The organism is Reichenbachiella ulvae, assembly GCF_025833875.1.
Classification (GTDB): Bacteria; Bacteroidota; Bacteroidia; order Cytophagales; family Cyclobacteriaceae; genus Reichenbachiella; species Reichenbachiella ulvae.
In genome coordinates this window covers 2,193,680-2,210,944 of the sequence record NZ_JAOYOD010000001.1, presented here as the reverse complement: position 1 = coordinate 2,210,944, position 17,265 = coordinate 2,193,680, and the positions used below count along the sequence as shown (strand labels likewise).

19 protein-coding genes and 1 tRNA gene are annotated in these 17,265 nt (G+C 41.7%); 10 read left to right on the top strand and 10 right to left on the bottom strand.

From position 1 onward, the window contains the following. Nucleotides 1-4 precede the first annotated feature (4 nt). A complete protein-coding gene (locus N7U62_RS08650) occupies nucleotides 5-892 on the top strand; it encodes a bestrophin family protein (protein ID WP_264137556.1) in 888 nt (295 codons plus the stop codon). Nucleotides 893-977: 85 nt separating this feature from the next. After that, nucleotides 978-1,520 carry a dihydrofolate reductase family protein gene (locus tag N7U62_RS08645; protein ID WP_264137554.1) on the top strand — a complete coding sequence of 181 codons (543 nt, stop codon included), beginning with the start codon at nucleotides 978-980 and terminating at the stop codon, nucleotides 1,518-1,520. A 2-nt stretch (nucleotides 1,521-1,522) separates the two neighbouring features. Here N7U62_RS08645 and rsmG read toward each other — a convergent pair whose 3' ends face one another. From rsmG to N7U62_RS08630, 3 genes are read right to left on the bottom strand one after another with little or no spacing between them, the layout of a single operon-like run. Then, on the bottom strand, nucleotides 1,523-2,149 hold the full coding sequence (rsmG, locus tag N7U62_RS08640) for a 16S rRNA (guanine(527)-N(7))-methyltransferase RsmG (RefSeq protein ID WP_264137552.1): 627 nt from the start codon (nucleotides 2,147-2,149) through the stop codon (nucleotides 1,523-1,525). A 3-nt stretch (nucleotides 2,150-2,152) separates the two neighbouring features. Beyond that, the gene (locus N7U62_RS08635) at nucleotides 2,153-2,761 is read right to left on the bottom strand and encodes an RNA polymerase sigma factor (RefSeq protein WP_264137551.1); all 609 of its coding nucleotides are present in this window, start codon (nucleotides 2,759-2,761) and stop codon (nucleotides 2,153-2,155) included. Then, complete coding sequence (locus N7U62_RS08630) at nucleotides 2,752-3,849, bottom strand: glycosyltransferase (protein ID WP_264137550.1); 1,098 nt, start codon at nucleotides 3,847-3,849, stop codon at nucleotides 2,752-2,754. Before N7U62_RS08630 ends, N7U62_RS08635 begins: the two co-directional genes overlap by 10 nt. Nucleotides 3,850-3,929: 80 nt before the next feature. On the opposite strand from N7U62_RS08630, the gene tgt reads away from it, so the two are divergent. From tgt to N7U62_RS08615, 3 genes are read left to right on the top strand one after another with little or no spacing between them, the layout of a single operon-like run. Continuing rightward, entirely contained in the window at nucleotides 3,930-5,060 is a 1,131-nt protein-coding gene (gene tgt, locus N7U62_RS08625) for a tRNA guanosine(34) transglycosylase Tgt (RefSeq protein WP_264137549.1), read from the top strand. 5 nt (nucleotides 5,061-5,065) lie between these two features. Beyond that, nucleotides 5,066-6,148 (top strand): LptF/LptG family permease, encoded by a 1,083-nt coding sequence (locus N7U62_RS08620; protein WP_318840665.1) that lies wholly within the window; start codon nucleotides 5,066-5,068, stop codon nucleotides 6,146-6,148. Then, entirely contained in the window at nucleotides 6,145-7,068 is a 924-nt protein-coding gene (locus N7U62_RS08615) for a DMT family transporter (RefSeq protein ID WP_264137547.1), read from the top strand. The genes N7U62_RS08620 and N7U62_RS08615 overlap by 4 nt, the downstream gene beginning before the upstream one ends. 474 nt (nucleotides 7,069-7,542) lie before the next feature. On the opposite strand, the gene N7U62_RS08610 is transcribed toward N7U62_RS08615, so the two are convergent. From N7U62_RS08610 to N7U62_RS08595, 4 genes are all read right to left on the bottom strand, one after another. Beyond that, nucleotides 7,543-9,444, bottom strand: a complete 1,902-nt coding sequence (locus N7U62_RS08610) for a CocE/NonD family hydrolase (RefSeq protein WP_264137546.1) — start codon at nucleotides 9,442-9,444, stop codon at nucleotides 7,543-7,545. Nucleotides 9,445-9,455: 11 nt separating this feature from the next. Beyond that, nucleotides 9,456-9,830, bottom strand: a complete 375-nt coding sequence (crcB, locus tag N7U62_RS08605; protein ID WP_264137545.1) for a fluoride efflux transporter CrcB — start codon at nucleotides 9,828-9,830, stop codon at nucleotides 9,456-9,458. Next, nucleotides 9,827-10,168, bottom strand: coding sequence for a hypothetical protein (locus N7U62_RS08600; protein ID WP_264137544.1), 342 nt, complete (start codon nucleotides 10,166-10,168; stop codon nucleotides 9,827-9,829). Before N7U62_RS08600 ends, crcB begins: the two co-directional genes overlap by 4 nt. Before the next feature lie 92 nt (nucleotides 10,169-10,260). Next, nucleotides 10,261-10,851 carry an acyl carrier protein phosphodiesterase gene (locus tag N7U62_RS08595; protein WP_264137542.1) on the bottom strand — a complete coding sequence of 197 codons (591 nt, stop codon included), beginning with the start codon at nucleotides 10,849-10,851 and terminating at the stop codon, nucleotides 10,261-10,263. Between the two features lie 69 nt (nucleotides 10,852-10,920). On the opposite strand from N7U62_RS08595, the gene N7U62_RS08590 reads away from it, so the two are divergent. Then, nucleotides 10,921-11,316: a tellurite resistance TerB family protein gene (locus N7U62_RS08590; protein WP_264137540.1), complete on the top strand. Its 396-nt coding sequence runs from the start codon at nucleotides 10,921-10,923 to the stop codon at nucleotides 11,314-11,316. A 6-nt stretch (nucleotides 11,317-11,322) separates the two neighbouring features. Here N7U62_RS08590 and N7U62_RS08585 read toward each other — a convergent pair whose 3' ends face one another. After that, nucleotides 11,323-13,407: a ComEC/Rec2 family competence protein gene (locus N7U62_RS08585; RefSeq protein WP_264137538.1), complete on the bottom strand. Its 2,085-nt coding sequence runs from the start codon at nucleotides 13,405-13,407 to the stop codon at nucleotides 11,323-11,325. A gap of 52 nt (nucleotides 13,408-13,459) precedes the next feature. Beyond that, nucleotides 13,460-14,404, bottom strand: coding sequence for a PhoH family protein (locus N7U62_RS08580; protein WP_264137536.1), 945 nt, complete (start codon nucleotides 14,402-14,404; stop codon nucleotides 13,460-13,462). A gap of 73 nt (nucleotides 14,405-14,477) precedes the next feature. Here N7U62_RS08580 and N7U62_RS08575 point away from each other — a divergent pair, with 73 nt between their 5' ends. The 4 genes from N7U62_RS08575 to N7U62_RS08560 all read left to right on the top strand — a co-directional run bounded on the left by N7U62_RS08575 (nucleotide 14,478) and on the right by N7U62_RS08560 (nucleotide 16,499). Further along, nucleotides 14,478-15,251: an SAM hydrolase/SAM-dependent halogenase family protein gene (locus N7U62_RS08575; RefSeq protein WP_264137535.1), complete on the top strand. Its 774-nt coding sequence runs from the start codon at nucleotides 14,478-14,480 to the stop codon at nucleotides 15,249-15,251. Beyond that, nucleotides 15,248-15,538 carry a putative quinol monooxygenase gene (locus tag N7U62_RS08570; protein WP_264137534.1) on the top strand — a complete coding sequence of 97 codons (291 nt, stop codon included), beginning with the start codon at nucleotides 15,248-15,250 and terminating at the stop codon, nucleotides 15,536-15,538. The genes N7U62_RS08575 and N7U62_RS08570 overlap by 4 nt, the downstream gene beginning before the upstream one ends. A 118-nt stretch (nucleotides 15,539-15,656) precedes the next feature. Then, nucleotides 15,657-15,737 (top strand) — tRNA-Leu (locus N7U62_RS08565). A 183-nt stretch (nucleotides 15,738-15,920) separates the two neighbouring features. Continuing rightward, nucleotides 15,921-16,499, top strand: coding sequence for a hypothetical protein (locus N7U62_RS08560; protein ID WP_264137533.1), 579 nt, complete (start codon nucleotides 15,921-15,923; stop codon nucleotides 16,497-16,499). 61 nt (nucleotides 16,500-16,560) lie between these two features. Here the strand turns inward: N7U62_RS08560 and N7U62_RS08555 are convergent, their stop codons facing one another. Then, complete coding sequence (locus N7U62_RS08555; protein ID WP_264140423.1) at nucleotides 16,561-17,250, bottom strand: IS3 family transposase; 690 nt, start codon at nucleotides 17,248-17,250, stop codon at nucleotides 16,561-16,563. Nucleotides 17,251-17,265: the final 15 nt, after the last annotated feature.

Below are 17,265 nucleotides of genomic sequence, written 5' to 3'. Positions count from 1 at the left end.
ACCTATGCTTGTCAAATATCGCATACCACTTAAATACCTTCTAAGATTTGTCTATTTGGATGCTGCCATAGTGTTCATGGTATCCATGTTCGTTTTCTTCTTTGTGAGGAAGGTGGATTTTCCCATCATACCTCTGGGGATTCCGACTTTTATGGGTACAGCTATATCGTTATTGTTGGCCTTTAAACTAGGTCAGAGTTACGATCGTTGGTGGGAGGCCAGGAAAGTATGGGGTGCAATTGTCAATGATTCCCGTTCACTTGTTCTGCAGGCACTTAATTTTCACAAAGAGGGTAAATGTGAGCAGACAGAACGAATAGCCATGAGGCAAGCTGCGTTCGCACACAGTTTAGGACAGTCGCTTAGAGAACAGTCGGCTGTCAAAGGAATAGAAGGGTTTGTGAGTTCGGAAGAACTGACTCGTGTCTCTAAACACAAGAACGTTCCCTTGGCATTGATGAATGAGCACAGCCGTGATTTGAAGCAAATGCTTGAGTCGGGTAAGGTGAATGAATATCAGCAGATCCAGATTGATCAGACATTGGTTAATTTGGTTTCCAGTATGGGAAAGGCTGAAAGGATAAAGAATACTGTGTTCCCTACCTCCTACAGACTCTTTCTTCATGTATTTATCTACGTTTTTATCGTGTTGCTGGCTATTGCTTTGGCAGAGATCGATAGACTATGGGAGATCCCAATGTTGGTCTCTATTTCCTTGCCATTTTTCATGTTAGAGAAAACAGCGGCTTATCTTCAAGATCCATTTGAAAACCGCCCCACAGATACTTCGATGACATCTATTGCCAAGACGATTGAAATTAATTTGAAGCAATTGCTGGATCGAGAAGATTTACCAGACCCTGAGCCAGTTCAGGAATTTTATGTTATGTGACCATTTCCAGGTTTAAGATTGCCATTCATTAATATTTTTCTCTCTACTATTCTGAGTCTTCAAGGGAGAATGTTAAATTCGGTTTATGAGCGATAGAAAATTGATTCTTTATGTCAGTATGAGCCTAGATGGATATCTAGCTACTGATGACGATGACCTGACTTGGTTAGAAACCGTAGAGCGCGCAGGGGAGGACTATGGTTATGCGGAATTGATGGATACGGTAGACACTTATATAGTCGGAAGAAAGACCTACGAGAAGATACTTGATATAGCAGGTGCACTTCCACAGGCTGAGAAAATGGAGTGTTATGTGATCACTCGTCAGGAATTGCTCCCAGAAAAGAATGTGATCTTCTATAATGATGACATAGAGCACCTTGTGGAAGAACTAAAGAAAGAAGAAGGTAAGAATATAGTGTGTGATGGAGGGGCTGACCTTATCAAGGTAATGATGGAAAAGCGCCTGATAGACGAATTTATTATTTCGATCATTCCATTGGTTTTAGGAGAGGGGAAACGCCTTTTTAAAGGAGGGGTACCCTATCAGGATTTAGCCTTAATCGACTCTAAGAGTTTCGATTCGGGGTTGGTTCAGTTGCATTATGTAAGGGTTGATTCTAAGTAGACCTATTGTTTTTCTACATAGATCACTTTCTTAGTTTCAAAAAACTCCTCTTCGAAGAATTCAGTTAGTTCAAAAGTTTTAAAGCGTAGCTTGGATTCGGCCATTTCTTCCTTAAGGTCACCTCCTTTTAGGTAGAGAATACCATTTTTCTTTTCGTGAATCGATTCCTTTTTGAACTTGCCTTTGGTCCATTGATAGAAAGGCTTCATTCGCGTCACCGCACGACTTACGATGAAGTCGAATTGTTCATCTACTTGTTCAGCTCTGCCATGAATCCCTTTGACATTGGATAGACCCAGAGCCGTTGCTACTTCATTCACAACCTTTATTTTCTTGCCGATGCTATCTACCAATACGAATTGAGTCTCTGGGAAAAGAATGGCCAATGGGATTCCTGGAAAGCCACCGCCAGTCCCAATATCTAAAACTGATGATCCAGGAAGGAAGGATAGCACTTTGGCAATGCCTAATGAATGCAATACATGTCTCAAGTAAAGCTCATCGATATCCTTTCGGGACACTACGTTGATTTTGCTATTCCAGTCTTTGTACAGTGGCTCCAACTGGGCAAACTTTCCCTTTTGCTCATCATTGAGATCAGGGAAGTACTTTAGAATAAGTTCTGACATGATTTAGATGTGCTGCTTTTTGTCTTTTACCAGATCATACATCAATTCTCTGGCTCTATGCAGCTGTGCTTTTACTGTGCCTAAAGGTGCGTCTAGTGTCTTGGCTATTTCGTCGTAAGATAGCTCGTCGAAATATCTCAAGCGTACAAGCCTCTGATATTTGGGAGGTAGCTTAGTCACAAACATTTGTACCAACTCAATTTTTTGTCCCTTGATTGTTTCATCTTGGGGATTTAGGTTGTTGTCTTCTACATCGATGGTTACAGACTCACCCCCATCATCGGTAAAAGAAGTGTCTAAACTGAAGGTCTTCAGTTTTTTCTTTCTGATAAAGTCGATGGTATTGTTGGTAGCAATTCTGAACAGCCATGTACTGAAAGTGTAGTCTTTTTTGAATTTATGGAGGTTTTTGAAAGCCTTGGCAAAGGCTTCAATAGTCAAATCCTCTGCATCATCCGTGTTTCTGATCATTTTCAGAATCATATGATACACAGGACGTTTGTATCTCTCCATCAATTCGGCGAATGCTTGCTCATCGCCTTCATTGATCGCGTGATCTATTAATTTAAAATCTTTTAGTGCTTTTTCGGAAAATTGCTTTTTTACTTCCATTTAACCTTCTTAGTGAATATCGCGATAGTCCCTGTGATCGTAACGAACAATACGTAAAATAAATCAAGAACCGGTACTAGCCAACTATTCATACGATCTCCAATCTTTTTGGATGTGAAATAATTCAGATTAGATAAGAATACCCATCTAAACAGAAGTACACCTGCCGGAATTTCATATTGTTGGGTCTGTGTGGCTAAAATAATCAAAGACAACCAAAACACGAGGTTGCTGAGGCTTTGAAGTCCCAAAAGAATCTTGTCTTTCAGTCTGTAATACTTACTGACGCTCAAATGTCTAAGTTTTTGACGATAATAAGCTGACCAGGAATTTTTTGGTTCAGAACGGGTCAAACTTGTCTCTCCAATCACCACTTTGGTGTTTTTCTTTCGCGCCAGTTGATTAACCAATAGGTCGTCATCTCCACCAGTTACATGTTGGAATTTGTTGAAGCCTTTGTTTTCCAGGAATTTAGCTTTGCGATAAGCCAAGTTTCTTCCAACCGCCATGTATGGATTGCCCGCCATGGCCCAACCAAGGTAATTCTGTGCAGTAAGAAGTGTTTCGTAGCGAATGAATTGCCCCAGAAACCCTTTGCTACTTTCATAGGTGGAGGCTCCAATGACAAAATCCGTATCAGCAGTAAAGCCATCGGTCATTTCTTTGATCCATTGATCAGAAGCAGGTGTGCAATCCGCATCGGTCAGTAGCAGGATGTCATTTTTAGCTGCCTTGATTCCTAGGGTGATGGCGTATTTCTTGGCATTGATATGGTCATGTACTTGATTGACTCTTACATTTTTGATTTTCTCAGATTGCCTTTCGAGCATGTAATCATAAGTGTCATCATCGGATCTATCATCTACTATGATGATTTCAAAGTTAGGGTGCTGCTGTTTTTCGAGTAATGGAATCAGACTTTTGAGATTCTCTAGTTCGTTGTGTGCACATACGATAACTGATACACCTTCCTGATTTGAAGATTTCTTTGAAGAGCGATAAGTTCCGATTTTGATCCAGGCTACCAACCAATAAATGGTCAGGATGCCTGTAGAAGAAAGTAAAATGTATAAGAAAATTTCCGTCATAGCTGATCCATACTCAAGAGTTGCAAATATGCAGCAGGAGGTGAACTTAATATGAGAAATCCACATATTTTTGCGCCTCTATGGAATTCAAACTAGAAACAACTGATCCAAAATCAAAGGCAAGAGCCGGAAAAATTGTTACTGATCATGGGGAGATCGAAACCCCGATCTTCATGCCAGTAGGAACCGCCGGTACGGTAAAGGCTGTGCATCAGCGAGAACTGAAAGAAGATGTCAAGGCAGAAATCATTTTAGGTAATACCTATCACTTGTATTTGAGACCAGGACTGGATGTGATTGAAGCGGCCGGAGGCTTACACAAGTTCAATGGCTTTGACAGACCGATGCTGACAGATAGTGGAGGCTATCAGGTGTATTCTCTCAAGCATAGAAGAAAGATAACAGAAGAGGGCGTGAAGTTTCAGTCTCATATCGATGGCTCAAAGCACAATTTCACGCCTGAAGGTGTAATGGATATACAGCGAACCATAGGCGCTGATATCATCATGGCCTTTGATGAATGTACGCCTTATCCATGTGATAGGAAGTACGCCAGAGAGTCGATGGAAATGACGCATCGCTGGCTCAAGCGTTGCTGTGATCGATTTGATTCGACAGAGCCTAAATATGGCTACAGTCAAACGCTTTTTCCTATTGTTCAAGGAAGTACTTACCATGACCTAAGAGAGAAATCTGCAGAGACCATTGCTTCATTTGGAAGAGAAGGGAACGCTATCGGTGGCTTGTCTGTAGGGGAGCCTGCTGAGATGATGTATGAGTCTACAGATTTGGTTTGCAGTATCCTGCCACAGGATAAGCCGAGGTATTTGATGGGAGTAGGGACGCCGGAAAATATTTTGGAATGTATAGCGCTTGGTGTAGATATGTTCGATTGTGTGATGCCTACCCGAAACGCCAGACATGGTCTGATCTATACCTCCGAGGGGATCATCAACATCAAGAATAAAAAATGGGAAAAAGACTTTTCTCCTTTGGATCCTAATCTGGGGGGCTATGTAGATACTGCTTACAGCAAGGCCTATGTAAGACATCTGATTCATAGCAATGAGTTTTTAGCATCTCAGATCGCCAGTATTCATAATTTGGCTTTTTATTTGTGGCTGGTCAAAGAGGCCCGAAAACACATACAGGCAGGAGATTTTGCGGTCTGGAAAAATACTATATTGCCAAAAATTTCATCAAGACTTTAGTGCCAGTGAAAATTAAGCTTCTCGATAAATACATCTTCAAAAAATTCATTTCGACCTTCGTGTTTGTGGTGGCCCTTTTGGTCATTGTGATCATGGTGATTGACTTTACAGAGAAGAATGAGAAGTTTATCAAGAACGATGTGCCAACGGACTTGATCTTCTACTATTATCTCAGTTTTATGCCGTGGATAGCCAATCTGATTGCACCTATCACGGTATTTATCGCTACAGTATTGGTGACGGCTGGTATGGCCGCAAAAACTGAAATTGTAGCCATGTTAGCTGGTGGAATTAGTTTTAGACGCTTGTTGCTGCCTTTCTTTGTTGGGTCATTGTTGATAGCGGCGACCACATTCTATGTCAACGGCTGGATGATTCCGAACTCGAATAAATATCGGATCGCATTCGAAGTAGAATATTTAAAGAAGCCCTTTTATTTCAATGAAAGGGATATTCATTTTAAGATCGGACCAGAACAGTACCTCTATCTTCAGCGCTACAATAACCGATCAGAAGTTGGCTATAAGGTAACCCTGGAAGAAATCATAGGGACAGAACTAAAGCAAAAACTTGAGGCCAGGAAGATGACCTGGGATGATTCGTTAGAAAGATGGCAGTTCAAAGATTGGGAATTAAGAACCATCCATGAGTTTGGCGAAACTTTTACGAAGGGAGATGAAATAGATACGGTGCTCAGTATCACTCCGGAAGACTTTGATAATAAGTACCAGCTTAATGAGACCATGAATCTGGATGAGCTCAATGAATACATTGCGTTGCTCAGGGAACGAGGAGCTGATGATGTCGGCGTTTATGAGATCGAAAAATACATTCGCTATATGCTTCCCTTTACGGCCATCATTTTGACCTTTATGGGGGTGTCAGTATCTGCGGAAAAATCCACTAGAGGAGGTGCAGGCTTTAAGATCGCTTTGGGCTTTTTGATTGCCTTCGTTTTCATCATCATGTTTATTCTGGTCAAGGCCATAGCTGAAGCGGGTTCTATGAATCCCTTGTTTGCGATATGGATTCCTAATATTATTGGAACCGTCATTACGCTGATACTTTATCGATTCGTACCCAAATGACAAAGAGCCCATCTACTCTCCAGGCCTATCTTCAGCTACATTTGATTGTGCTGATCTGGGGTGCAACAGCCATTTTAGGGAAATTAATCTCTATTTCTCCGTATGGAGTAGTTCTGTTTCGAACCACCATTGCGGCATTCGGTATCTTTTGCATCATTTGGTTTCAGAAGATTGATTATAGATTGCCCAGGAAGGAGATTGCTAAAATTGCAGGGACAGGCATACTGATTGGATTGCATTGGATCACCTTTTTTCTCGCTGCTAGATTGTCTAATATATCGATTTGCCTGGCGGGTATTGCAACCACTTCCTTATGGACGAGTTTCATCGATCCATTAGTAAACAAAAGAAGAATTAAATTTTACGAGCCTGTTTTGGGAATGCTTTCAGTAGTTGGGATCATCTTAGTGTTTAATGCTTCCTTTGATCAGTTTTTGGGGCTTAGTGTGGCTATCTTATCTGCCATCTTAGCTTCTACCTTTACTGTGATTAATGGTCGTTTGATTGCGACGAAAAATCACTATACCATCTCGATGTATGAAATGATGGGGGCGGCTGTTATTACTGCACTTATTATTCCTGTGGTCATGGTCTTAGATGGAAGCGATCTTTCTATGCATGTAGGGATTCAGGAATGGGATTGGGCTTACATCTCTTTTTTAAGCTTGGTTTGTACGGTGTTTGCCTACTCATTGGGGGTGAAGCTAATGAAACAACTGACTGCCTTCTCTATTAATCTTACGATCAATCTTGAGCCAGTTTATGGGATTTTGATGGCGCTTTTGATCTTCAAAGAAGATGAACATATGGATTCTGGTTTCTATGTTGGTACAGCTATAATTATCGTTTCTGTTTTGTTGTATCCGTTGGTAAGACGCTGGGCCAGACACCGTAACATGGATTCGGAAGTGCTGCAATAGTTTCAGTATTTCTACTTAAGCTGCGCTATCGCAGGATTAATAGATTGGTAAATAGCACTGGTCTAAGATTTGTTCAAGTTCGTCGAAGAAACAATTTGAAAGTCAAGAAAAAATTGCTACTTTATGGTACAAATTCCAAAAATCAGACTGACCTAATATCTTCAAAACCATCTCTTTCAACTGGGGATGGTTTTTTGTTTTTATTCAAATCAGGATTTCCCTTTGGAGTCCTCACTAAATAACCCAATCATTTTTTATTTCTCTAGTCCTAAAATAAATAACCCACACAACACGAGTGTCGCATGGGTAATATATTAGGATGGTTTGTTCTTAATTCTTCTGTGGATGCGGCAAGATTAAACTCATTTTTCTATCTACACAAGTAAGTGTTTAGTTTTTGCACTATTTCTTTAAAAAATTTAAATATTCACAAAAACTATAACGGCATATTCCGATTATCTCACTTTAATAGAGTTAATCTTTCAGAATCCCAACCTTGATATAAGAAGGATTGGTTCCCGACCTGCCTATAAAATGCTTAGCTACAACAAAATCCTTCTCTTCAGCTTCGAATATATTGTCCACATAGGTCTGAGGATTGATGTCTATTAAAGGGAACCAGCTGCTTTGTATCTGAACCATCAGTCGGTGGCCTTTTTTGAAAGTATGCAAGACGTCTTGTAGTTCTAATTCGATTTCAGCTTCCTCTTTCGCCACGAAGGGCTCAGGTTTTTCGTAGCTATTTCTGAATCTTCCTCTGATGGCTTCACTTCTGACCATCTGCTGATAGCCACCCATAGGTTTGTCTGGTTGGTGAGGAAATGCCGCTAAGGAGTCTGGGTAAACATCAATGATCTTGACGACCCAGTCTGCGGCGCTTTGATCCGTTTTAACTACCAGTTTAGCAGTAATAGGGCCTGCTAGTGTCAAATCTTCACTAAGTTCTTCGGTCATATAGGTGATGACATCCTTACGATCCTGAACAAAGCGCTGATCTTCTACCATATATTCTTTAGGAATCCTCAGGTTTGGATATTGGGTGAAAGGTACGGGATTGGTCGGGTCACTTGTGAAAATATCCGCTCCATACTCATTTGCCTGAGGTGGGGTATAGCTCAATTCATTTTGCTGCTTGAAATAAAGCTTGCTGTATTGCAGGTTGACAGGAGGCCATTGATCGAATTTCCTCCATTGGTTGGTTCCCGTTTCGAACATGATGGCTTCTGCCAGATCAGCTTCTCCCTCACCTTTGAGATAGTGGTTGAAGAAAGGGGTAATCACTTCATTATTGAAAAAGGTAGCGGTTTTCTCTCCGAAATACACATCGCCCAGATAGTCTCCTTCCGTTCTTCGCCATGCTCCGTGACTCCATGGTCCCATGATGATCGTATTATTGATCTTAGGGTTGTTTTCTTCAACCGTCTGGTAGATGTTAAGCGGGCCATAGAGATCTTCTGCATCGTACCATCCACCCACTGTCAGCACTGCGCAGTTGATGTTGTTCAAGTGGGGTAAGATGTTTTTTTCTTGCCAAAATACATCATAGTTAGGGTGGGCAGCCATTTCATTCCAAAAAGGAATTTGATCCAAAAGATGTTTTGAATTGGCTTTCGAAAGAGGCGTTATGTCTTTGTAGAAAGCATAGCCATCCTCTGTTCCAAAATCGAAGCGAGGTGCCCATTCAGTCGTTAGGCTATCCCTTGGAACACCAAAAAAGCTAAAAAATCCAAAAGCATGAGAAGGGAAAAAGGCACCATGGTGATGAAAATCGTCAAAGAACCAGTCCGCGATAGGGGCTTGCGGTGAAACAGCCTTCAAGGCGGGGTGAGAATCGATCATTCCGGCTGCAGTGTAGAATCCAGGGTAGGAAATGCCCCACTGACCTACGTTTCCATTGTTGTCTGTGTTGGTAATTAGCCATTCGATGGTATCGAAGGTGTCCGTGCTTTCGTTGACTCTTCGGTTATTGACTATTCCATTATGGGGAGTCATGTTAACGAACTCGCCTTCAGACATGAACTTACCCCTTACATCCTGATAGACGAAAATGTATTTGTCTTTAACCAAGTCCATATTAGGGCCGAGATCTTTTCGATAGTCTGTTGGCTCAGTTCCATAAGGTTTCACGGAATAGGGAGTACGAAAGAGGATAATTGGATAATCGCCTTTTTCCTTGGGTGTGTAGATGGCAGTGAACAATTTGATGCCATCCCGCATCTCGATGTAGACTTCTTCCTTGTCGTAGTTCTGAACTACATACAAAGAATCCTCACTGCTTCTTACGGGTGAATAGCTTTCTTTTTCGTTCTCACAAGAAAAGAAAAGGAAGGAAAAGAAAATGAAGCTAGCGAGGATGTGGTTGAAATGCTTATTCATATTTGCTGGGTTTATGCGATTAATGTTTTGCCTAGGTAATAGCCGATGCCTGCTGCCAATAGTCCAAAAATCAGGCTGCCACCCATATATGCCAATGCGGTTCCATGTTGATGATCCATGACGAGGCGAAGGTTTTCTACTCCGAAGGTTGAGAAAGTGGTAAAGCCACCACAAAAGCCGGTAGTGAGCAGGAGGAAATATTCTTTTTCTAATTTGCTCGTGGTGTGCATCAGAAAGCCTAGGATGAAGCATCCGAGTATATTCACTGCTAAAGTGCCGGAGGGAGTGAAGCCAGGAAAGTATTTTAGTACCCAATGGGAAATCAAATAGCGGCCCACACTGCCTAAAAAACCACCCATTCCGACAAATAGAGCTGCTTTGATCATGCCTGTAGTTTTTTAAGTTTTTTCTTCATGTAGCGAAGCACCTTATCGAATTCGGTGTTTTCCTGTTTGCTCAAACCTAACTGTTGGCCAGATTTCAGTTTCCAGATCACTTCCTCGTATTGTCCTCCATAGGTTTTGATGGTGGTATGGCTCCATTTTTCGATGTCCCTGGATTCAAATCGGGTTTTCTTGAAGCGGAAAGGCATGTTAAATTCGAACTTTTCTTTCTTAATAGAAACGATTTTGATTCCTGTCAGGATTTTGATCAGTACGATCAGCCCAATAGGACCAGAGGTGTATACTAGGATGTACCACCCCATTTGACTTTCTTCACTCATTAGCTGATATAGACCCCAAGCAAAGAGGCCAAAGGCAATGCATAGAAAAACGGAAATGGAAAAAAGTGTAGCTGTTTTTGGCTTAGATACGATCATTCAATTTTCAATTCGGCAGTAAAATTATGAATGTGATCGGTTATTTGCTCGAAAAACACGGCAAATTCTTTTTCTAAAAGGGCATAGTCCTCTATCAGATTTTTGGTGGCGCGATCCATGCCTGATTCGAAGGGCGTGCGCACTGACATTCCGTCTAGTGCCGATTTTAATCCTTCCACATATTGGTAATTGTAGAGCCAATTGCCTTTGGACATATGGTAGAGCAGGTAGTAGGCCTTCTCCGGTATGATATCCCTATTCGCCTCAAAAAGCTCGTAATATCGCTGCGTGTAGTCTTTCAGGTTTTCTTTGGAGTACTTGTGCCAATTCTTTGCCAATAGATGATCGTAGTACATGTCCATGATCACGCCAGAATAATGTCGATATTCTGACAAACGCCTTTTTCCTTGTTTTACGATGGGGTGATGGTCTGTAAATCGGTCGATTTCGCGATGGATAATGATGCCTTTTTGGATTTCGCCCTCATAGTCGTAAAGTTTTTTGCCTTTCACAAAATCTGCGATGACGTTGCCTATGGCTATTTTTTCCTTGCCGAAGGAAAGGTATATGTGAGCGAGGTAATTCATTTCTGTTGTTAATATAAAGCTTTTACATGGTTTGGTTATATTTGTCTTAACTCATATAACCAGATCATTATGTCAAACATCCACCTAAACATACTCATACAACTGGCGAAAGCCGATGGTGTCATAGTGCAAGAAGAGATCGATATGATTCATGAGGTGGGTAGGGCCAATGGAATGACTGATGAAGAAATCCGCGAATGCTATGAGCAAGAGATGGATTTGGATAACCTAAGTAGTCTCTCTGATGACGAAAAATATGAGTTGATCTACTCCATTGTTCAATTGATGAAGATCGATGGTAAACTCTACAATGAAGAGATCAAATACTGTGCAAAAATGGCTGCTAAGCTAGGATACGAAGAAAGTGTTTTGTTTGAGCTGATGCTGAAAATCTATGCCGATCCGGATCTATGTGCAGATAAAGAGGCATTGAAGAAGCACATTCAAGAATTTTTGATTTCCTGATTACTCTCATTCGATTTTAAGGGTGAAATAACTTTCTTTCATCGATACAAAAGGAAGCTGGAGTGTTTTGGCTTGGTTTTCCCAATCTAGAATCTGATAAAAGGAATTGCTCTGTGAAAAGACCATCGAGTCATATTCATATTTGCTTCTTAGCCTTTCGAGTTTTTTAACCGCATTATTCTGAATGACCAGATAGTCACATTTCAGTCTATCGTTGAATTGAAGATCTTTGGATTCTTCGCTAATGAACAATAGGCGTTTTTTTTGAATTACCATGGGGTGTAAACCCATATTGGATAGGCTGTCCTGATTTTTGATTGTAATGGGATTTTGCAAGGGAGGTAGATGGGACGCCAGTCGATTGGGGTGGAGTTGGTATTCCATGAGGGATCGGTCCTGTATACTGTCCAGGGTATAGAGCTGAGCCTTTAACCCCTGAATATGGTCAATGGCTTGATTGTCTCTGGTATGATAGAATACCAATTCATGCTTTTTGTTTTGGAGGTAAAGATTGCGGATATCCAGACTGCTAAAGGTGATAAGACATAGGAAAACAGCTACGAACCACTTCAGCTTTTTGAATTCCAAAAAGGCAAAGAATAATACTATTGATAGGTATAATAATAAGGTTTGAGCTTCACTCAAATACAACCAATCCAGCAAACTGCCCGGGATCATCTGGACACACTCGATCAGCCAGTTGACGAGTCGAATGGTATAGCTGAGCAACAAGCCGGGCCAGGGGGTGGCGTAGATACTATCTGCAAGGAGCAAGAAGATGCCCTCGCCCATGATGACAAAAGCTGCAGGGATAACAAAGAGATTCGATACCAGGAAGTAGCTGGGGAACTGATGGAAGTAATAAATGCTGATCGGGGCTGTGGCAATCTGTGCCGCGATGGATACGGAAGTAATGGTCCAGATTTTATCCCCCAGCCAGCTATTGGGGCTCCAGAGTGGGTAGATAATGTCAAAAATGTAAACGATACCAATCACTGCCAGATAAGACAGCTGGAAACCCACTGCAAAGAGCTGATTTGGATTGATGAATAGGAGTATAAAAGCCGATAGCGCTATGGAATTGTATATGCTGGATTGCCGATTCAGTGCTTTTGCCAAAATGATGATGCTAAACATGGTGACTGCACGAAGGATCGAGGGAGAAAAACCAGTGAGCAAAGCATAGAGCCAGAGAATGACTATGCTGAGAATGGGCAAGACCACTTCCCTAACTACTGCTGTTTTAATGGGCTTGAAAAATAGGGCGAGCAGATAATAAATCACTCCAACATGTAAGCCAGATACAGCCAGAACATGCATGGCGCCTACAGAAGCATAAGAGGCCTTAGTCTCAGGATCCAGGCGGTCTTTGATGCCGAGTAGTAAGGCTAGGGCGATTCCCTGTTCTTCCTGTCTCGGGACTGCTTTTTCGATCAGTGCTTCGAAATATGTCCTGATGCGATAGGTAGCTGTCAACAGCGGATTAGCACATTGGGAATTCATGATTTCTATCTCCTGAGATTGGCAAAACTGCTGGAAGTAGATCTTCTGCAAGGACATGTAGTGGGCATAGTCGAATTCATGTGGGTTGCTAGGACCGTTGATTCGGAAAGGCTTGCCAGTGACTTCAATCAAATCACCATACTGCAGTGGGGGAGTGGTGTGCTCACCTTTTTCGATATACAGCTGGATTTTCTGATGGATGGCAGTGAGGCTAGTGTCTTGTAGAGCGTGAATGGTTTCGATCTGATAGATGTAGTATTTGGTCTTGTTTTGAGGGTAAGACTTTACCACTGCGCTGTATTTTTCCGTCTTTCGGAAATGCTTTTCAGCTGCAACTGTATCATTTTGGTTATAGACTGAAAATCTGATGGCTCCAATGAGTACAATTAATAAAAGCGCTATAGCGCCTATTGTTAGACTCGCCTTGTTGCGGATAAAAGGATAGATGCTGAAAAGAGTCAGAAAGACTATAGTCAATAGAGCTATGGTCCAGCCAGTAGGAACAATCGCAAAATGAGCGTTGATCAGAATGCCTAATATGAGGCAAGCGGTAATTCTGAGAAATGGGAAGCGTGACCAAGGCAGCATAGCATGTCCAATTTTGAAATGCTGCTGCTATGAAGATAGTAAATCTTTAGGATTATTCCTTGTCGCTGTGCTTGTCGTATGCTTCGATGATGTTTTTGACCAATTCGTGACGAACGACATCTTTCCCGTCCAAAGTAACAAAACCAATGCCTTTCACATCTTTCAGGATTCGAATGGCTTCTTTCAACCCCGACTTTTGTTTGGTCGGTAGGTCGATCTGAGACATGTCTCCAGTGATGATCACTTTAGAATCAGGTCCCATACGCGTCATAAACATTTTGATCTGCATGGGAGTGGTGTTTTGCGCCTCATCCAGCAGGATAAATGCATTGTTGAGCGTACGTCCTCTCATGTAGGCCAAGGGAGCGATTTCGATCACGCCATTCTCCATGTAGTAGCGGAGTTTTTCTGAAGGGATCATGTCATTGAGCGCATCGTAGATGGGTCTCAAATAAGGATCGATTTTCTCTTTCAAATCACCTGGAAGAAAACCCAGGTTTTCACCCGCTTCCACCGCTGGGCGGGTGATGATGATTTTTTTGACCTGTCTGTCCTTCAACGCCTTGACAGCCATGGCTACAGATATGTAAGTTTTACCTGTACCGGCAGGTCCAATGGCAAAAACCAAATCGTTTTTGCGTGAGCTTAGTACCAGCTTTTGTTGATTCTGAGACTTAGGAGCGATTTTGACTCCTCGTGTGCCAAAGACCAATATGTCTTTTTCGTCCTGACCAAAAACATCCTCTTCGCTATTGATGAAAGAAGTGATATTGTTTTTGCTGATTTTGCCGAATTTGTGATAGTGATCTACCAGTGCATTCAGGATTTCGTTGATCTTTTTGATCTCGGGAGTAGCCCCCTGAATTCTGATTTCATTGCCTCTCGAGATGATCTTCGACTTAGGAAATGCAGCTGCTAATTCGTCAATATTTTCATTCTCGATACCGAGGAATTCGGCGAGTGGAATGTTCTCAAGGGTTATAGTTTTTTCTACCAAATGAAATACCTAATTTGCGGTCAAATTCTATTTTTGTTAGACAAAATAAACAATTTTTTTCCATTTCGCTTCTATGGCCATCGTAACTTTTATTTCTGATTTCGGGCTTTCGGATCATTACGTGGCAGCAGTCAAAGCAAGCCTACTTTCTACCCAGCCAGATCTGACGATAGTCGACATTACTCATCAGATAGAGGTAGGAGATGTAGGACATGCGGCGCATACCTTGTCCTCTGTTTTTAGAGACTTCCCTCCGGGCACGGTTCATCTAGTGGCTGTGTCTGATAGTAACGCGAGGCGTCCTAGGTCGATTGCCATCGAGCTGGAGGGACACTACTTTGTGGGTGAGGATTCGGGGATTTTTACCCTGCTTTCCGAACAGCCTCCGACGCAGATGGTAGAGCTAAGTATAGAAGTGAACACCTTTGGAGCCAAGCAGGTCTTCGGGCCCATTGCAGCTAAGATAGCAGCAGGGAGCCAACTAGAAGAAGTGGGGCAGCCCATCACGGCCATCAAGCGTTTTATGCTGAGTCACTCTAAGGCGACCAAGCAGCAGATAGCCGGGAACATCACACGCATCGATCATTATGGTAACCTGGTCACCAATATCATGAAACAGGATTTTGAGGCCATCATGAAGATCAATAACTATTGTCCTTATGAGGTGAATTTCCGCAGAGAGAAGATCGGTATCATCCATGACAATTATTTTGATGTTGGGCCAGGGGAGTGCTTTGTGATTTTTGATTCGACAGGTCGATTGCAAATTGGTGTGCTGCAGGGCAATGGTTCGCAGCTCTTGGGCCTATTGGTGAATGACCAGGTGTTTATAGACTTTAAATTATGATTACCAGAATTGTAAAACTGACGATCCAAACGGATCGGGTAGCAGATTTTGTGGCATTATTCACGACTTACCAGTCGGACATTGCACGATTTCCGGGCTGTCAAAGAGTAGAGTTGTTGGCAGATGTGGAGGAGAGAAATGTCTTCGTGACCCTGAGTGAATGGGAATCGGCAGAGGCGCTTAATGCTTATAGGAAATCAGAATTGTTTGGGAAGGTGTGGCCGGCTACTAAGCTGCTATTTGCTGCGAAACCAGAGGCTCGATCTTTCGAACGAAAAATAAATTAACTGATTTTGTAGATCGTATTGTGATAATAAAAAACTTTAAATATGTTTGCATCCCTTTTGAGAGAGAGGGTGCCGAATCCGCAAAAAAGATGACCACAATTAATCATCAAATGGATATGCCCAGGTGGCGGAATTGGTAGACGCGTTGGTCTCAAACACCAATGTCATTGGCGTGCCGGTTCGAGTCCGGCCCTGGGTACGAATTAGAAAATAAACCCTTGTAAATCAATGATTTGCGAGGGTTTTTTCTTTTGGGTCACGGAATAGGTCACGGTTTTTCTGCATTGACTTTAAATTAAATAGTCTTTCAATATTCAATTTTTATGTATTAAAATGTGAATCTCTATTTTAGAAGAATTCATAAATTTTAAAACTACATAAAATGATTAACAGCGTTGTAAATTTAACGATAGGCCTTTCTGCTAATATTAGCAATTCAATTAAAAGACAAAGATTCGAACACCAGTTTAAAACAAACCGACTCAACTTGTATACTTACTTATTTGTTTTTGGTAGGTATCAGAATGGTTATGAGGATTTGTTCTATCCTGACAAGAACAACTGGAAAGTGTACCTAAAGAAAATTAAAAGTTCAGATCCACGTTCTTTACTGGATTTTGTTGATCAGTTGATAATTACCAAGAAAGAAATTCAACGAAGATTGGATGTTGGAGGGAAGCAAATTCGATTAATCAATTTAGAGTATAATAGAATTATAGATATTCTCATTGAAAAGTGTAGGTTGAGATTGAATTCCTTAGATCGTTCTAATATTAATAGTTACCAAGATTTGGTTACATCAGCTGCTCGAAATTTGGCTAATGGTCAGTGGGGTTTTGCCTCATTAACAAGTATTGGACATTTAGAACAACATATGACTATTTCCTATTGGGAGCTACTAGAAATAATAGATCCTTATGATCATACCCCAATAGTTAGGACAGGGTTTGTTCGGTTTTAAGTTCTACAATAGTGTTTAATATTCCTTTCATTAACAATAAAACCCAAAAATGATCTGCACATTAGGCGGCCTGTTTTTGGGTGGTTTGATAGAGATCAATCGGTCTCTGATCCTCGATACTTGTATGCCTTCTTTCCATGTTGTAGTAGTTGAAGTATTCCGCTACAAGTAGGTACAGATCCATACCGTCCTTAGGTGGATTGAGGTACAGCTTTTCATACTTTACACTTCTCCACAACCGCTCAATAAAGGCATTATCAATAGCTCTTCCTTTTCCGTCCATACTCAACTTGATGTCTTGACTCAAGACGAAATTGGCGAAGACTTCTGAGGTAAACTGTGAGCCTTGATCGGTATTAATAATCTCAGGCTTTCCATGCGTCTCTATGGCCTCTTCTAGACACCGTTGGCACCATTCTGCATCCATGGAGTTAGATACTGACCAATTGACCACATACCTACTGTAGAGGTCAATAATGGCTGTCAAATACATGAACCCTTTCTTTATGGGGATGTAGGTGATGTCCATTGCCCAGACCTGATTGGGGCGCTCCACTGTCAGGTTACGAAGTAGATAAGGATACACCTTGTGGGCTTTATGACGTCTGGACGTATGTTTTCCTGGCATCACAGCTTGTAAACCCATCACCCGGTAATAGAGGCGCTCGATCCTATTCTTGCTCACAAGCATCCCTTTGTCTTTGGTCAGCCAAGTATGCATCCTGCCCGCTCCCTTGAACGGGTGGTGCAGCTAATGCTCGTCAAT

Excerpts from the sequence above, each read along its gene's own strand:
- N7U62_RS08590 (WP_264137540.1), top strand. The coding sequence starts at position 10,921 with ATGTCAAACATCCACCTAAACATACTCATACAACTGGCGAAAGCCGAT.
- N7U62_RS08575 (WP_264137535.1), top strand. The coding sequence starts at position 14,478 with ATGGCCATCGTAACTTTTATTTCTGATTTCGGGCTTTCGGATCATTAC.
- N7U62_RS08645 (WP_264137554.1), top strand. The coding sequence starts at position 978 with ATGAGCGATAGAAAATTGATTCTTTATGTCAGTATGAGCCTAGATGGA.
- N7U62_RS08635 (WP_264137551.1), bottom strand. The coding sequence starts at position 2,761 with ATGGAAGTAAAAAAGCAATTTTCCGAAAAAGCACTAAAAGATTTTAAA.
- N7U62_RS08585 (WP_264137538.1), bottom strand. The coding sequence starts at position 13,407 with ATGCTGCCTTGGTCACGCTTCCCATTTCTCAGAATTACCGCTTGCCTC.
- N7U62_RS08630 (WP_264137550.1), bottom strand. The coding sequence starts at position 3,849 with ATGACGGAAATTTTCTTATACATTTTACTTTCTTCTACAGGCATCCTG.
- N7U62_RS08615 (WP_264137547.1), top strand. The coding sequence starts at position 6,145 with ATGACAAAGAGCCCATCTACTCTCCAGGCCTATCTTCAGCTACATTTG.
- N7U62_RS08595 (WP_264137542.1), bottom strand. The coding sequence starts at position 10,851 with ATGAATTACCTCGCTCACATATACCTTTCCTTCGGCAAGGAAAAAATA.
- tgt (WP_264137549.1), top strand. The coding sequence starts at position 3,930 with ATGGAATTCAAACTAGAAACAACTGATCCAAAATCAAAGGCAAGAGCC.
- N7U62_RS08570 (WP_264137534.1), top strand. The coding sequence starts at position 15,248 with ATGATTACCAGAATTGTAAAACTGACGATCCAAACGGATCGGGTAGCA.
- N7U62_RS08560 (WP_264137533.1), top strand. The coding sequence starts at position 15,921 with ATGATTAACAGCGTTGTAAATTTAACGATAGGCCTTTCTGCTAATATT.
- rsmG (WP_264137552.1), bottom strand. The coding sequence starts at position 2,149 with ATGTCAGAACTTATTCTAAAGTACTTCCCTGATCTCAATGATGAGCAA.
- N7U62_RS08600 (WP_264137544.1), bottom strand. The coding sequence starts at position 10,168 with ATGAGTGAAGAAAGTCAAATGGGGTGGTACATCCTAGTATACACCTCT.
- crcB (WP_264137545.1), bottom strand. The coding sequence starts at position 9,830 with ATGATCAAAGCAGCTCTATTTGTCGGAATGGGTGGTTTTTTAGGCAGT.
- N7U62_RS08610 (WP_264137546.1), bottom strand. The coding sequence starts at position 9,444 with ATGAATAAGCATTTCAACCACATCCTCGCTAGCTTCATTTTCTTTTCC.
- N7U62_RS08650 (WP_264137556.1), top strand. The coding sequence starts at position 5 with ATGCTTGTCAAATATCGCATACCACTTAAATACCTTCTAAGATTTGTC.